Raw genomic sequence first — 16,034 nt, 5'->3', positions numbered from 1 at the left:
GAGTGAACGTTAATGACCAAAACCAACCCACGTTATATTAGTAATTTAACTCGTGATACCTACGCCATTATTCTTGCTGGTGGTCGCGGTTCTCGCTTGCATGAATTGACGGATTGGCGCGCAAAGCCATCTCTCTATTTTGGCGGTAAATTCAGAATTATTGATTTTCCTCTATCGAACTGTATCAATTCTGGGATCCGCAGAATTGGCGTTGTGACCCAATATAAATCTCACTCACTTATTCGGCATGTTATGCGCGGTTGGGGTCACTTTAAAAAGGAGTTAGGTGAGTCGGTTGAGATCTTGCCTGCTTCTCAGCGTTACTCCGATGACTGGTATCAAGGTACTGCGGATGCTGTTTTTCAAAATATCGATATTATCCGCCATGAATTACCCAAGTACGTAATGATTTTGTCAGGCGATCATGTTTACCGCATGGATTATGCCGGCCTTTTAGCGACTCACGCTGAGTCGGGCGCGGATATGACAGTTTCCTGCTTAGAGGTACCGGTTGCTGAAGCGACTGGAGCATTTGGTGTAGTGGAAGTTGACGAGTCAAAGCGAATTTTAGGTTTTGAGGAAAAACCTGCATTGCCTAAGCATCTGCCTGAAGATCCTGAGATGTGTTTGGCCTCGATGGGGAATTACGTTTTTAATACTGAGTTTTTATTTGATCAGCTTAAGCGCGATGCGCAAAATGCCGACTCAGATAGGGACTTCGGCAAAGATATTATTCCATCGATTATCAAAGAGCATAAAGTGTATGCCCATCGTTTTCGTAGTGCACTACCCAATGAAGAAGCCTATTGGCGTGATGTGGGTACATTAGACTCATTTTGGCAAGCCAATATGGAGTTATTGTCACCGACACCAGCGCTAAACCTTTATGATGCTAAATGGCCTATTTGGACCTATCAAGAGCAGTTACCACCGGCAAAATTTGTATTCGATGATGAAGACCGCCGTGGTATGGCGCTTGATTCGATTATTTCAGGAGGCTGCATTATCTCGGGCTCAACGGTGCGCCGAAGTGTGCTGTTTAATGAAGTGCGGGTTTGTTCTTACTCAACAGTTGAAGATTCAGTGATATTGCCAGACGTTGTCGTGCTGCGTAATTGTAAGATCAAGAATGCGATTATCGATAGAGGCTGCATTATTCCTGAGGGCAGTGTGATTGGTTACAACCAAGAGCAAGATAAAGCCAAGGGCTTTAGAGTGTCTGAAAAAGGCAAAGTGTTAGTCACTCGTGACATGCTAGGTTTACCAGTAGGGTACGAATAATTTATGTCGATATTGGATAATCAATATAATAACCCCCAGCCTAGAGTGTTAATGCTTGCGGCTGAAAACGGCGCCATCCCCGGCGCTAAAGTGGGGGGCATGGCTGATGTGTTACATGATCTACCGCTTGCGCTGGCAAAACTCAATATCGCGGTTGATGTGATAATGCCAAGCTTCGGCTCATTAATCGCCTCAGCAAACGCACATTGGGTGGCTAACATTGACGTTGATTTTCAAGGGCAACATCAGCGCGTAGCGGTTTACCGCGCAGCTAACCCAAAGCTTGAAAACAGCCACTTTTACCTTTTTGAACATAAGCTGTTTAATGGCAGCCTTGGCGCTTATTCGCAAGGGGACGCACAACGTCCCTTTGCTGAGGATGCTACAAAGTTTGCACTGTTCAACTTGGCGGTAGCTGAAGCCTTAAGTCAGGATTTCTATACCGATAAACCGCGGCAAGTTTTTGATGAGCTTCCTAGCCATATTCATTTGCATGATTGGCATACGGGGATGTTTGCAGCGCTGCGCGCTTTTGATCGCCGCTACCGTTTTTTACAAGACTTGCCTTGTGTATTTAGTATTCATAATTTGGCATTGCAGGGCATTAGGCCGCTAAGTGGTGATTCATCATCGCTTGCAGCTTGGTATCCAAGCTTAAGTGCAGATCTTAGCCCTGAACAGCTTTGTTTGTTGCAGGATCCGCGTTATTACAACTGTGTAAACCCGATGCGCGCTGGGATTGTGCTTAGCGATAAAGTGCATTTAGTGTCTCCGAGTTACGCCCATGAAGTGCTTAGGCCATCTTCACCTGAACAAGGTTTTTTTGGTGGTGAGGGACTAGAGCATGACTTGCAAGTAAAGCTAGATAATCAGGCATTAGTAGGAATTTTAAATGGCTGTATGTATCCCGATGATATGCAAGGAACGGATGTTATAGCTGATCGTGATTATTCAAAGCTGGGTTTTGTTGAGCAAGCTTTAGATAAGCTTATTAATTGGCAAGTGGGTAAATTAGAGGTAAGAACTCAGGACTTTATTGCGCAGAGTCGTTTACTGCAATGGCAATCTGAGAGCTTAATTAACCTTAGGAATACTAAAGGTTCGAAAGCGCAGCAGGCATTTTTGTTGACTTCTGTTGGCCGCTTAACCGATCAAAAGGTGATGATATTACGTCATCGCTTCTCTCTTGAGTTGAGTGACAAAAGTTTGCGTGGCAAAACGGTGTTAGAAGTGCTGCTCACTAAACTTGCAGAGCATGATAGCCACGCTCGCTTTGTGATGCTAGGTAGCGGTGATAATAACATTGCTCGTGAGTTTGCTGATATCGCCGCCAAACATAAGCAGTTTATCTTTATGGATGGTTACGATGAGCAATTATCAAAACAGTTATATGGGTTAGGTTCATTGTTTTTGATGCCGAGCTCATTTGAACCTTGTGGCATCAGTCAGATGTTAGCGATGCGAGCAGGGCAGTTGTGCTTAGTCAATCATATCGGCGGCCTTAAAGATACGGTACATCATTTAGAGACTGGCTTTGTCTTTGAGGGGGAAGATATACAGCTGCAAGGTTTATCATTGCTAGCAACGTTTGATAAGGCATTATCTATGTCTGGCAGCGCTAAATGGCAGCAAATGCAGCAATGCGCTAAGTCTGTTCGTTTTGACTGGTTAAGCCAAGCAAAACGCTATAAAAATGCGCTTTATGATTTAGCTTAGCGAGTGCGGTGTTATTATAGTCAAGGCTCATCCAATTCATGGTTGAGCCTTTTTTAATTTATGCTTTTATTGTCAATTAAAATGCTAAAGCAACAAGCTACTGTCGATTTCATGGAACTGGTTAACAGAATCAATTAGCGACTTTGCGGTTAAGCTTGGCACGCCATACACTTGAGTTTCAACACCATATTTTTGCTGGATCCTGTGCATAAGCAAGTCAAAATCACCATCGCCAGAGAGCAAAATAATACAGTCGACTTCACTAGCGGCTTCCATAATATCGATGGTGATCCCCACATCCCAATCACCTTTAGCTGAGCCATCACTGCGCTGAATAAAGGGCTTTAACTTCACGTCAAAACCAATGTGTTTTAAAGCGTCTTGAAATTTTAGTTGGCCGTCATCGCCACGGTGAATCGCATAGGCGGTGGCTTGTACTATGTCGCCCTCATAACCTAAATGTTGCCATAGTTTACGATAGTTAAACTGTTGGCCGTATGCTTGGCGACAGGTGTAGTAGATGTTTTGCACATCAACAAACAGAGCGATTTTTTTCAAAGTAGACTCATTTAGTTAGGCTCATTTAGTTAAACTTAATTAGTTAGACTTAATTAGTTAGACTTGGTTTTGCTGAGCATAGTCAGAAGTTGTTAGCTAGATTGATACTAACTCATGAGACTATCACTAACTCAGTACACTAGCACTAACTCATGAGGCTAGCTCATCATCTTTTATCGCGGTTGGCATTTAACTATATCTAACTATGTTGTTAGCGGCTTTTTCAAAATAGCTCACTAAATATAGATATCAATATCTGGAAGGCAGCTTTGTGGTGATTGGCGTCTATCGTAGGCTCTTAGTTTGCTGTTAGATCGATTGTCGCGTCCAGTTCGTCTTTCTACAATAAATTGACCGTCAATATGCACAGTATCATAGATATTACTATCATCGGGCGCTGTTGAATTATCAGTGTAATTGTTGCGAGTAAAGTCAGTTTCATCCATAAGCGTGACCTCCTTGTGCTAATAAACAGATTTAAAAACTAGCAGTAAATCCTCCTGCCTTACTTTGAGTATAGAATCAATATCTAGCTTTGCAGTGTATTTTTACTCGTTATGGCTTGCTAAGGATCAACAAAAAGGAGCTCATATTATTAATATGAACTCCTTTTTAGTGAGGTAGATAATTGCTACTTAGCTGTTATCTATTGAGCCGTTTTCTAGTTATCATCAAGTCTAAATATTAAGATGATTGTGACGTTAGCTGTTTATGCTCTTCAATCGCTTTATCAAGTTGCGACTCTACATAACCTGGCGACTTAGTTGCTACCGAAATCAAGCGATACATGGCTGGGATAACCAGCAAGGTTACAAAAGTAGCAAAGGCCATACCAAAGAACACCACTGTACCGACGGAAATGCGGCTTTCTGCGCCTGCTCCTGTAGATAGAATTAGCGGTATTGCACCAATAAGGGTGGTGAACGCAGTCATCAAGATAGGGCGTAAACGTCGAGTCGATGCGTCGATAATCGCTTGCTCAATCTCAAGGCCTTTATCTCGTAGTTGGTTAGCAAATTCAACAATCAAAATACCGTTCTTAGTCACCATACCAATCAGCATGATCATACCAATTTGGCTGTAGATATTCAGTCCTTGGCCCGTTAGATATAAACCTAAGAAACCACCAAACACCCCCATAGGTACGGTAAACATCACTACTAATGGGTTAATAAAGCTCTCAAACTGCGCAGCTAACACTAAGTAAGCGACCAGTAGCGCTAAGCCAAATACTATAAAGATACTGCTTTGGTTCTCTTTAAAGTCTTTAGACTCACCTGTGTAAGCAACACTAATGTCACTAGGCAGGATCTCAATCGCTTTTTGATCTAAGAAGTCGAGTGCTTCCCCTAAGGTGTAACCTTCGCCTAAGTTGGCTTTTAGGGTAATCGACTTTTGCTTGTTGTTGTGGCTCAGTTTAAGCGCCGATGCCACTTCCTCAATATGGGTAATGGTATCTAAGGTGATTAGCTCACCTTTGCTAGAACGCATATAGATTTGGCTAAGATCGGCCACGTTACTAAAGCTACTCTCATCACCGCGCAGGTAAACATCGTACTCTTCACCACGCTCAACAAAGGTGGTTTCGCTGCGACCGCCAAGCATGATTTCTAAGGTTTCAGACACTTCAGCAACACTAATTCCAAGCTCGGCTGCACGCTCTTTATCAACGGTAACAACCAGCTCAGGTGAAGTTTCTTTATAGTCGATTTCAGGGCTTTCAAATATCGGGCTATATAGCGCTTCTTCTTCGAGCATAGTCGCCCATTTAAATAGCTCTTGGTAATCAGAGCCGCCTAAAACGAATTGCACTGGCTCACTTGAGCCACCTCTAAAGCCTGGTAGTAGCGGCCTAACCATAACATCAGGGATGCCTTTTAATGCATTTGAAATCACGCCGAGCGCTTGCTGAGCGTTAATGGTTCTTTCGTTCCAGTCTTCTAGCTGAATAATCACAAAACCGGTTTGGTCGCCGGCACGGCCACCAAAAGCAGGCGCTTGAATACTAAAAGACTTGACTACGCCTTGGCCTAAAAGCGGCATCAGTTTGTCTTCGGCAATTTCCATATTGGCAGCCATACGGTTATAGCTGGTACCTTCAGCGCCTTTAATAAAGGCAAAAATTACCCCGCGATCTTCTTGTGGCGCAAGCTGAGCTGGAACCTGTTGCATTAGCCAGCCACTGCCCAAGATACAGGCAATAATCACTAATGGCGCAGCCAATCTCAGTGATACGGCTTTGGTTACCATTTTACGATAACCGTCTTCAAGGCGTCTAAAGGCGCTATCAACGACCAAGTTAAAACGATTCGGTTTTACGTTTGCTTTAAGAATCTTGCTGCCAAGGACTGGGGTCAAGGTCAGTGCTATTAGCGACGAGAACAGTACTGAAACTGCTAGCATAACCGAGAACTCAGTAAACAGTAGGCCAACCATGCCTTCCATAAATGAGATCGGCAAGAAGACCATCACCAGTACCGCGGTGGTAGCCATAACGGCAAAGCCAACTTCACGGGTACCATTATAGGCTGCCAAAATTGGCGGCTCGCCTTTCTCTATATGATGGAAGATGTTTTCTACCACCACGATGGCATCATCAACCACTAGGCCAATTGATAAAATCAATGCCATTAGGGTTAAAAGGTTAATCGAGTAGCCAAATATGTTGGCGGCGATAAAGGCGGAAATTAGTGATACTGGTACCGTTACCGCGGGGATTAATGTCGCCCTTGCTTGGCCGATAAAGATGTACAGCACTAAAATAACCAATAGAGCGGTAACGGCGAGTGTGCTGAAGACTTCATCAATCGAGCGGTCGATAAATACCGTGGAGTCATAGTCAACAATCAGCTTAGTGCCGTCCGGCAAAAACTTTTGAATGAGGTCAACTTCTTTATGTACATCTTGCGCAACTTCCAGCGGATTAGCGTCAGATTGCGCAACGATCCCCAATGAGATATTAACCACACCATCGCTTTTAAAGGTTGAATTCTCGTTTTCTGCGCCAATAAATACCTTAGCCACATCTTTTAGATAGATAGGTGAACCATCATTTGCTGTACGAATAACAAGGTATTCAAAGTCTTCAGGGCTTTGGTATAAACGCGCGGTACGAACAGCCATGACTGTGGTGTCGTTACGTACTTCACCGCCGGGTGTTTCAACGTTTTCTTTATTGAGTACTTTTACGATGTCTGCGGCAGTAACATTACGACCAGCCATTAACTCTGGGCTAAGCTGAACGTACATGACCTTATACAAGCCACCCGAGATATCGACACTACTTACGCCAGATATTAGGCTGAATCTGTCTTCAAGTACCCGCTGCGCGTAGTCTGTTAGCTGGGTTCTGTCCATGACAGACGAGCTTAAATTGACATATACCGATGGCTCACCGGTACCATTATCTTTAGAGACGATAGGATCGTTTGCTTCATCGGGCAGACGGCGCTGTGCGCGGGCAACGGCGTCACGTACATCACTGACACCTTCAGTCAGGTTCCAGCCTAATAGAAAAGTGACCGTAATTCGTGACATGCCGTTACGGGTAACTGACTGAATCTGGTCAACACCGCTAATACCGGTTAGCTCACTTTCCAATGCGGTGGTGATTTGGCTTTCCATGATGGTGGCAGATGCACCTTCATAGGTGGTCATTACGGTAACCACTGGGCTTTCAACATCCGGCATTTCACGTACGGCAAGTTTAGTGAAAGAGACTGCGCCAAACACGCAGAGTAATAAACTCAGTACTATGGCAACAACCGGGCGTTTTACTGAAACATCAGACAACCACATTTAGATGCTTCCTCTTGCTTGTTGTTCTTCTTTCGCTTCATTGGCTGGTTTTTTAGCTAGGGCTGATTCGGCTAAATCATCCACGCGCAGACCATCACGCATATTCACTAAACCTTGAACCACCACTTTATCGCCAATGCTAAGTCCTTCTGTGATTAGTACTTCATTATCAATACGTGCGCCCAAAGTAACTTTAGTGCGCTTAGCAATACCATCAGTGCCAATAACATAAACAAAGCGGTTAGTCCCTGAGTATTCTAGCGCTTGTACTGGGATCACTGGCTCAGAAACGCTCGGGAATAACATGGTTGCAGACATCATCATGCCAGGCTTTAGCTGATGCTGAGGGTTATCAAACTGCACTCTGACTTTGAGGTTTAGGGTGTCTTGATTGACGCGAGAGTCGATGGCGATGACTTTTCCGATAAAGGCTTGATCTGGCCAAGCACGGCTCTTAGCACTAACGGCCATGCCAACACTTAACTGAGACAGGTAGTTTTCTGGCACTTGTAAATCAAGGCGCATGCTTGAAAGATCATCTAGGGATAAAAGCTCAGTGCCTGCGCTGACCATTTTGCCTTGGCTGAAATCGATAAGGCCTGCTGTACCTGAAAATGGTGCGCTTAAGTAGTGGTAATCAAGATCGGCCTGAGCCGCAGCTAAACGTGCTAAAGCCATGTCGACGCTAGCAGTTTGCGCATCGATTTCGGTTTTTGTGATGGCATTCTTATCAATCAGTTTGAGAAACTCTTTTAGCTTACGCTTTTCATCGGCAAGGTAGGCGTTGGCTTCTGCTAGTGCAGCTTGTGCTTTGGCGTCATCAAGTTGTACTAAGATCTGACCTTGGCTAATTTCTTGGTCAGTATTAATTTGAATCGATTTAATCTTGCCTGCAATTTGCGGCGCAATAAATACAGATTGTTCTGCATCAAGCTTGCCAATCAAGGACAGTGATTGAGATAAATCATGTTGTTCGACCAAGCCTGTTACCACCGGAACGGTGCGCACTGGGCGTTCTTTGCTGTCGCTGCGTTTAGCTTCTGAGTAGCTGCTATAGGAAACTGCGCCTACGACAATCAAGATTAAAGGAATAATAATATAAGATGGTTTCATGGATGATTACTTACACTGCCAAAGTTAGCAATATTTTAGATAAAAAAAACTGCCGTAGGGTAAAGCAATGTAAAGTAAGGAAAATAATAAGTTAATGTTTTACTTAGATTTATCTGTATAAGATCAAATTTAACCTTTTATTATCTTGGTTATCATTTTGGCTTCATTTTGTTGGGTGTTAAATCTGACGAGTTGTTTAGTTGGTGCTGAGGTTACGTTGATTTTGTGAGTTGAGTGAAGTCACTCGTTTATCTGATAGGCTGCTTAGTGAATCGCTTTTGTTAAGGCTGTAATTCAAATGGTTTAAGTTGTTAAGAGCGAAGCTGGTAATGCTAAAAAGCTAATACTCAAGAGCTAATATCAAAAGCTAGCAAGCTAAATGGTTAGCTTGCTAGCATTGTTAGGTAGTTGATTTGCTGTCGCTTTGGGTAATTAAAGCGGCTTGCGTGCGCCATCGAATAAACCGCGACTAAACTGGTTATTTTCAATCAACAATAGTTCACCTTGTTTACCGAGTTTGATACTGCTATCAATGGCTATCACCTTATTATTAAACAGACCTAAGACTTGCTTTTGTGAAGTATGGCCTACGGTAATATGGTTAACCTTGAAATAGGCGAGGATTTTATCAAGCTCAGCTTCAGTAAAGTTGTCTTTAAAGTAACCACGATACCAAGTGGGGCCATTGCCATAAAATAGGAAGTTTAATAACTCATCCTGTTTAAGCTCGCTTTTGGGTTTACCAATATTGTCACGGAATAGCTTGTTGGCTTGCGCGATTGTCAGTCCGCGATCTAACCATTCACTACTAATACCGCCATGCATATAAAGTACGTCGTTGATCTTTACTAGTGTGTGCTTGCTTCTAAGCCATTGGCCGATTTCTGTGTCGGCGCCATAAAGCTCATCGTTACTTTTTGCCATTAATTCGCTGGCAAGATCATAACGCTCATGCACATACCTTAAGTCGCCGCCAAGTACCATTTGTTCATGGTTGCCCATGAGTAGATGTAGCATGCCGCCTGCTGCTTTTGCTTGTTTATCCAGTTGATAAACAAACCACAGGACTTCGTTTATCTTGTCGCCGCGGTCAAACATATCGCCGGTAATAACCATATGGCCATCACCGAAAGCCCAGTTGTTATCAGCATCGATGATTTTTTGGTTTTTAAGCAGGCTGATTAAAACATCGTATTGACCATGAACATCACTGAGGGCAACGACATTGTTAACTCCCCTATAGCTGTCTGGCATGACTTGTTTAATGGCATCGCTGAGCTGCGGCTCAGGTAATTGACCACAGTTATCAGGGCGCTTAAGGCTATTATTGCTAACTACGCTGGAATGTAGCTTTGCATTACAGATCCAGTAGGCTGTTTGCGGTTTGTCTGTTTGTGTTGCCGTCTTTGATATGGCTGGGCTATCGAAGACATAAGGGCCATCAAATTGATAAGCAAGTGGCTCTGATGCTTGTAGTTGCATCGTGGCGGTCAATAGACTGGCCGCCAACAATAAAGATTTTGTCATTTTTATACTTCTTATTTGAGTGTCTTTAAATCAAGTTTCAATGTATTTAAGTTGTTTACCAGCCAATTAAATATCGGCTGCGTTTACTCAGTAGCTTTTTAATGATGATGGCAATAACGTAAGAGATAGCAATTACCCCTAAGGTGACGAGTAAGGTGGTAAACTGATTACCTTTGCCAGCAAGTCCGAGTAGATCAGGGCTGTCATAAAGCATCCACCATGGGGTGGTGATCCATGGGTGAATAAAGTAAATCGCAAAGCTTACCTCTGCTAACTTTTGTAGTGGCGCAATTGATACATGCTCAAATTTGTTTAAAATCGCCAAGATTACCAGTGTGAGTAAGATTTTTTGCGGCAGCATCAAGTCTGGCACTGTCATTTCAAATGGGGCTTTGTTAAGCGTGCCAGCACCAAAGTATTGCGCCTGTATAAGTGCTAGGGCAATACCCGTTATTAGCATAGCGAGCCAATATTTATCGATAAAAGGGAACAGTTTATCGCGATGGGCTGAGCCCCAAACTCCAAGCAAATAGACGGGCAAGAAGTAGACTAAAGATTGAATCGCATTTAGGTTTGAAATGGGTCTATGTACCATAATCGCAATGACTAACAGAGGAATCGCGTAGTAGAGGACTTGCTGTTTTTTAATGAGGTCCATTACCCAAGGCGAAAGGGCAAATAGCATCATTCCCATAGGGATATACCAATAGGCAGTCAGGGTACGACCGGTTATTACATACCAGCTTGCCGCGGCAGCAGGCCCTGAAATGTCAGCCATCTCCTTGTGCATCATCGGGTCAGTCCCTACTGTCAGGTGCCAAACAATCCATGGCAAAGACAAAAGTAAGTAGGGGAGGAAAACAAATTTAGTTTTGCTTTTCATATACTTTTTGTAGTCCCAGCGGTGATAGAACACATGGTGGAACAAAAAGCCTGAGATAAACACAAAAAAGACCGTGCCGTTCATCATCAAATTAAACCAAGCTTTGTCGGCAAAGGTTTCCACTTCCCAGCCCGCAGGGCGGTAACAATGCGCCATCACAATAAAGATAATCGCAATACCGCGAAAATGGTTAATGCTGTTTAAAAAGGCTTTGGGCTTAGCTTGTGCTGCTTGGCTTGTGGTTGATGGCTGAGTGCCTTGTGGCGTTATAGGCTGAGGGTTGTGATCATCCATGTCATACCAACTTGTTGTTATTTTATACGCTTAGCATACCTGCATTTAGGGGGGGAAGTCTTTAGATTCTCTGCATCCATTATCGATTAGTAGCTGGACATGTTTGCTTGCGATACCAGTAGATATAACTAAACCTACTGGCATCGAGATTAATTGTTAAGGCTCATTAACAAACTCTAGGTTCTGTTTTTTAGTTGCTGCAGGGATGCCGATAAAATACTCATAGGCTTCACTATCGCCTTTTGTTTCTTTAGCAGGCTTAGCCGGAGTGGGGATGGTTGTGCTATCAGCCAAGAGAGTGAATTTGGCTTTTGGCTTTTTAGTGGCTTTGTTTGTTGCCGCAGGCAAACGTTCGACACTATTGCTTGTTTTAACTACATGCTTAGTGGTATTACCTTCAAACTTATAGCTAAAGACACCATTTCCTTCAATTTTTTCGATGCTCGATTTATCTTGGTTTTGGTAAGAAGCCAAAATACCGTGCTTACCTAGCGGCACTTCATGGAATAATTTAGTGCCCGAACCAATTTTTACGCCATTGATATACCAGTCTGCAGAGACGTTACTGACTAAGGTTATCATTGCCGATCTTAGCCCCAATCTATCATTGAGCACAGTATCGATTTTGCTGTTATAAGAGGGCTTAAAGTTCATGTCTACTTTATAGCGTAAATTACCCTGCATGTTCATGCTGGCGTCGGCAACGTCATAAGAAAGCAAAACACTTTTGTCGTTTAAGAATGGTGATTCACTGCGAACTGTGGCTAGAATTTCATTCTTAGATTTCTTCAAACAGTCGGAAATTGACTGAAATTTGGAACATTGTGTGGTGCCATTGAGACTGATTGGTAATGAGCTTGTGCTCTTAGATAGATCGGCTAATAAACGATTGATAATGTCGGTTTTTAGTTTAAATAGCTGCTGACTTTTATCGAGGCGCTGCTGATCAACCACTTCATACTCTTTTTGAACTACTGCACGTTGACGTTCAATCGCAGCAGCATCTATTTTAGTTTTTTGGGTTAAGCTAGCAGTCGAATTGATGTTGGCTTCAATTTGGCTATAAAATTGTGCCATGTTGGTTTTGGCAAGAATCTTATTTGGCAGTTGTGCAATGAGCTGAGCATAAGCTGCTTCATTGGCGGTAATCTGCTCTTTTAATTCTTGTAAATCGTAATGGCGCTTATTTAGCTGTGAGAATTTGTCATTAACAGTAATGAGCTGGGAATCGATATTATATTGGCTTTCAATCTGCTTTAAGTTGTCTTCTTCTGCAGAGTTGATGACTTGTAGAGCTGCGAAAGCATTGCTTGAGAACAAACAAACAAGCGCAAGGGTTACTGAACCGTATCTCACTGAAAACTCCATTTACGTTAATCCAATATTGATGGTAACAATCCAGTGTCTAAGATGTAGCTAGCTAGATAATGGGTTGTTATCGCTCATAATGTGGAACGAATACTACTCAAGTTAGTTTGGCTTTACAATGGGGGGAGTGTATTGAAGTGGCAATATTTTGACGCACGACAGAGGAGTGCCTTACTCCTTTAATAGTGTGATTAAGTGCTAGATACTAAAACAGAGACTTAAGTCTCTGTTTTATTCTTGCTATAGAGTCGTTTACCGACTATTTAACCATACGCTTGTATTTTAAGCGATGCGGCTCAACAACGTCTGTACCCATGGTTTCTTTCAACCATGTTGAGTACTCAGTGTAGTTACCTTCATAGAAGTTAACTTTACCTTCGTCGCGGTAGTCTAGGATGTGAGTTGCGATTCTATCTAAGAACCAACGGTCGTGTGAAATCACCATGGCACAACCTGGGAACTCAAGTAGTGCTTCTTCAAGTGCACGCAATGTTTCAACGTCTAAGTCGTTGGTTGGCTCATCGAGTAACAGTACGTTACCGCCAGCTTGTAGAAGCTTAGCTAAATGCACTCGGTTACGTTCACCACCTGACAATGTACCGATGATCTTTTGCTGATCGCCACCACGGAAGTTAAAGCGGCCTACATAAGCGCGGCTTGGAATTTCAGTGTTGTTGATACGCATAATGTCTTGGCCGTCAGAGATCTCTTGCCAAACCGTGTTCTTATCGTTCATTGAATCACGGAACTGTTCAACCGATGCGATTTGAACAGACTCACCGAGCTCTACGGTGCCGCTATCTGGCTGCTCAGCGCCGGAAATCATCTTAAATAATGTTGATTTACCCGCACCGTTAGCACCGATAATACCGACGATTGCGCCTTTTGGTACTGAGAAGCTCAAGTTATCAATCAATACGCGGTCGCCATAAGATTTTGTCAGGTTATTGATTTCGATAACCTTGTCACCTAAGCGCGGTCCTGGCGGAATAAAGAGTTCGTTGGTTTCGTTACGCTTTTGGTAGTCGTTAGTATTAAGCTCTTCGAAGCGAGCCATACGTGCTTTACCTTTAGACTGACGGCCTTTAGCGCCTTGACGTACCCATTCAAGCTCTTTGGCGATAGTCTTTTGACGTGCGCTTTCAGTGGCAGATTCTTGCGTTAGACGGGCATCTTTCTGCTCAAGCCAAGAAGAGTAGTTTCCTTCCCATGGAATACCTTCACCACGGTCAAGTTCTAAGATCCAGCCTGCTGCGTTATCAAGGAAGTATCTATCGTGGGTAATTGCCACAACAGTACCCGTATACTCTTGTAAGAAACGTTCTAACCATGCAACCGATTCCGCATCCAAGTGGTTGGTTGGTTCGTCAAGTAACAGCATGTCAGGCTTTTCTAGTAGCAGACGACAAATCGCTACACGGCGACGTTCACCACCTGATAGCACTTCAATCTTCTCATCCCAATCAGGAAGACGCAGTGCGTTAGCTGCACGGTCTAAAACCACATCTAGATTGTGCGCATCTTGAGATTGGATTATCGATTCTAATTCACCTTGCTCTTTTGCAAGTGCGTCAAAATCTGCATCAGGCTCAGCATAAAGTGCATAGACTTCATCTAAACGTACTAGGGCGTTTTTGGCGTCAGCAACGGCTTCTTCAACGGCTTCACGAACTGTTTGGTTTGGATCTAGCTTTGGTTCCTGCGGTAGGTAACCAATTTTAAGATCTTGCATTGGGCGTGCTTCACCCTCAATTTCAGTATCAAGACCTGCCATGATGCGAAGAAGGGTAGACTTACCAGAGCCGTTTAGACCCAAAACACCGATTTTAGCGCCAGGGAAAAAGCTTAATGAGATGTCTTTTAAGATCTGTTTTTTAGGCGGGACAATCTTGCCCACTCTAAGCATGCTATATACAAATTGAGCCATGTTTAATTCTCTTTGATTGTATTTTTTCTATGTTGATTGTCGGCAATTCTACTTGATTCAATGCAGAACTTAAATCTGAATTAGTGCGTTTCAGTGAGTGCTAGGTTGAGAACAGTTATAACAAGATTTGCTTGTTGTTAGTCACTATTAGTGCTTTTTGCAAAACTCACTCATCTAGAATTGCAAGTAATTTCATGTTGTAAATACTGGGATTGTGATCGAATGCGCTGTATCATACCGCGCAACCCTACTAGAACAATTTTACAGCTGGAGTGAGTAATGCTGAAAAAAGATATGAATATCGCGGATTACGATCCACAACTATTTGCAGCAATTGAAGATGAAACGCGCCGCCAAGAAGAGCACATCGAACTCATTGCTTCAGAAAACTACACTAGTCCTCGTGTTATCGAAGCGCAAGGTACACAGCTAACTAACAAGTATGCTGAAGGTTACCCTGGTAAGCGTTACTACGGTGGTTGTGAGCATGTAGATATTGTTGAAGAACTTGCTATTTCTCGTGCAAAAGAGCTATTCGGCGCGACTTACGCAAACGTGCAGCCACACTCTGGTTCACAAGCTAACGCGGCCGTATTTATGGCACTGCTTCAAGGCGGCGATACCGTTCTTGGCATGAGCCTAGCGCACGGTGGTCACTTGACTCACGGTTCTCATGTAAGCTTCTCAGGTAAGTTATACAATGCCGTTCAGTACGGTATTGATGAAACCACTGGTAAGATTGATTACGCAGAAGTTGAACGTCTTGCTGTTGAGCATCAACCAAAGATGATTATTGCGGGCTTCAGCGCTTACTCTGGCATCATTGATTGGGGCAAGTTCCGCGAAATCGCTGACAAAGTTGGCGCATACTTATTTGTTGATATGGCTCACGTTGCCGGTCTAGTTGCTGCTGGTATCTACCCAAGCCCAATGCCACACGCACACGTTGTCACTACAACAACCCATAAGACGCTTGCAGGTCCTCGTGGTGGTTTGATTCTTTCTGCTATCAACGATGAAGATATCTACAAGAAGCTGAATTCTGCGGTATTCCCTGGTGGCCAAGGTGGTCCTTTAATGCACGTTATCGCTGCTAAAGCGGTTGCATTTAAAGAAGCACTAGATCCTGAGTTCACCACTTACCAAGAGCAAGTTGTTGTTAACGCTAAAGCAATGGCACGTACTTTCATCGAGCGTGGCTACGATGTGGTATCTGGCGGTACTGACAACCACCTGTTCTTGCTTGATTTAATCAGCAAAGATATCACTGGTAAAGATGCTGACGCTGCCCTAGGTAACGCTAACATCACTGTAAACAAAAACTCAGTGCCAAACGATCCTCGTTCACCATTTGTGACATCTGGTCTACGTATTGGTTCTCCAGCAATCACTCGTCGTGGTTTTGGTGAAGAAGAGTCTGTGTTACTGACTAACTGGATGTGTGACATCTTAGACGACATTTCAGATTTAGCCGTTAGCGAGCGCGTTAAGGCTCAGGTTCTAGAATTGTGCGCTAAGTTCCCTGTTTACGGTTAACCTTAAGGGTTAAATCAGTTAGACTCCTATGGC

The 16,034-nt window shown here is 43.4% G+C and carries 11 protein-coding genes; 3 read left to right on the top strand and 8 right to left on the bottom strand.

All coding sequences use genetic code 11. The annotated features are described in order from the left end of the window. The first annotated feature begins 12 nt into the window (after positions 1-12). Positions 13-1,281 (top strand): glucose-1-phosphate adenylyltransferase, encoded by a 1,269-nt coding sequence (gene glgC, locus L2748_RS10450; RefSeq protein WP_220782350.1) that lies wholly within the window; start codon positions 13-15, stop codon positions 1,279-1,281. A gap of 3 nt (positions 1,282-1,284) precedes the next feature. Then, positions 1,285-2,997, top strand: coding sequence for a glycogen synthase (locus L2748_RS10445; protein ID WP_246616218.1), 1,713 nt, complete (start codon positions 1,285-1,287; stop codon positions 2,995-2,997). A gap of 84 nt (positions 2,998-3,081) precedes the next feature. Here the strand turns inward: L2748_RS10445 and L2748_RS10440 are convergent, their stop codons facing one another. The 8 genes from L2748_RS10440 to ettA all read right to left on the bottom strand — a co-directional run bounded on the left by L2748_RS10440 (position 3,082) and on the right by ettA (position 14,465). Next, complete coding sequence (locus L2748_RS10440; protein WP_220782349.1) at positions 3,082-3,555, bottom strand: LabA-like NYN domain-containing protein; 474 nt, start codon at positions 3,553-3,555, stop codon at positions 3,082-3,084. Positions 3,556-3,791: 236 nt separating this feature from the next. Further along, positions 3,792-4,001: a hypothetical protein gene (locus L2748_RS10435; RefSeq protein WP_220782348.1), complete on the bottom strand. Its 210-nt coding sequence runs from the start codon at positions 3,999-4,001 to the stop codon at positions 3,792-3,794. A gap of 238 nt (positions 4,002-4,239) precedes the next feature. Further along, complete coding sequence (locus L2748_RS10430; RefSeq protein WP_220782347.1) at positions 4,240-7,353, bottom strand: multidrug efflux RND transporter permease subunit; 3,114 nt, start codon at positions 7,351-7,353, stop codon at positions 4,240-4,242. Next, on the bottom strand, positions 7,354-8,466 hold the full coding sequence (locus tag L2748_RS10425) for an efflux RND transporter periplasmic adaptor subunit (RefSeq protein ID WP_220782346.1): 1,113 nt from the start codon (positions 8,464-8,466) through the stop codon (positions 7,354-7,356). It abuts the gene before it with no gap. A 432-nt stretch (positions 8,467-8,898) separates the two neighbouring features. Beyond that, positions 8,899-9,993 (bottom strand): metallophosphoesterase, encoded by a 1,095-nt coding sequence (locus L2748_RS10420; protein WP_220781090.1) that lies wholly within the window; start codon positions 9,991-9,993, stop codon positions 8,899-8,901. Positions 9,994-10,048: 55 nt separating this feature from the next. Beyond that, positions 10,049-11,170, bottom strand: a complete 1,122-nt coding sequence (locus L2748_RS10415; protein ID WP_246616153.1) for an acyltransferase family protein — start codon at positions 11,168-11,170, stop codon at positions 10,049-10,051. Between the two features lie 156 nt (positions 11,171-11,326). After that, a complete protein-coding gene (locus L2748_RS10410; protein WP_220781091.1) occupies positions 11,327-12,526 on the bottom strand; it encodes a hypothetical protein in 1,200 nt (399 codons plus the stop codon). A gap of 271 nt (positions 12,527-12,797) precedes the next feature. Then, positions 12,798-14,465 carry an energy-dependent translational throttle protein EttA gene (ettA, locus tag L2748_RS10405; RefSeq protein ID WP_220781092.1) on the bottom strand — a complete coding sequence of 556 codons (1,668 nt, stop codon included), beginning with the start codon at positions 14,463-14,465 and terminating at the stop codon, positions 12,798-12,800. Between the two features lie 279 nt (positions 14,466-14,744). On the opposite strand from ettA, the gene glyA reads away from it, so the two are divergent. Next, entirely contained in the window at positions 14,745-16,001 is a 1,257-nt protein-coding gene (gene glyA, locus L2748_RS10400) for a serine hydroxymethyltransferase (protein WP_220781093.1), read from the top strand. Positions 16,002-16,034: the final 33 nt, after the last annotated feature.

This window comes from Shewanella sairae, from assembly GCF_023283535.1.
Lineage (GTDB): Bacteria > Pseudomonadota > Gammaproteobacteria > Enterobacterales > Shewanellaceae > Shewanella > Shewanella sairae.
This window is presented reverse-complemented; position numbering and strand designations above follow the sequence as displayed.

Excerpts from the sequence above, each read along its gene's own strand:
- glgC (WP_220782350.1), top strand. The coding sequence starts at position 13 with ATGACCAAAACCAACCCACGTTATATTAGTAATTTAACTCGTGATACC.
- L2748_RS10445 (WP_246616218.1), top strand. The coding sequence starts at position 1,285 with ATGTCGATATTGGATAATCAATATAATAACCCCCAGCCTAGAGTGTTA.
- L2748_RS10435 (WP_220782348.1), bottom strand. The coding sequence starts at position 4,001 with ATGGATGAAACTGACTTTACTCGCAACAATTACACTGATAATTCAACA.
- L2748_RS10430 (WP_220782347.1), bottom strand. The coding sequence starts at position 7,353 with ATGTGGTTGTCTGATGTTTCAGTAAAACGCCCGGTTGTTGCCATAGTA.
- L2748_RS10425 (WP_220782346.1), bottom strand. The coding sequence starts at position 8,466 with ATGAAACCATCTTATATTATTATTCCTTTAATCTTGATTGTCGTAGGC.
- L2748_RS10420 (WP_220781090.1), bottom strand. The coding sequence starts at position 9,993 with ATGACAAAATCTTTATTGTTGGCGGCCAGTCTATTGACCGCCACGATG.
- L2748_RS10415 (WP_246616153.1), bottom strand. The coding sequence starts at position 11,170 with ATGGATGATCACAACCCTCAGCCTATAACGCCACAAGGCACTCAGCCA.
- ettA (WP_220781092.1), bottom strand. The coding sequence starts at position 14,465 with ATGGCTCAATTTGTATATAGCATGCTTAGAGTGGGCAAGATTGTCCCG.
- glyA (WP_220781093.1), top strand. The coding sequence starts at position 14,745 with ATGCTGAAAAAAGATATGAATATCGCGGATTACGATCCACAACTATTT.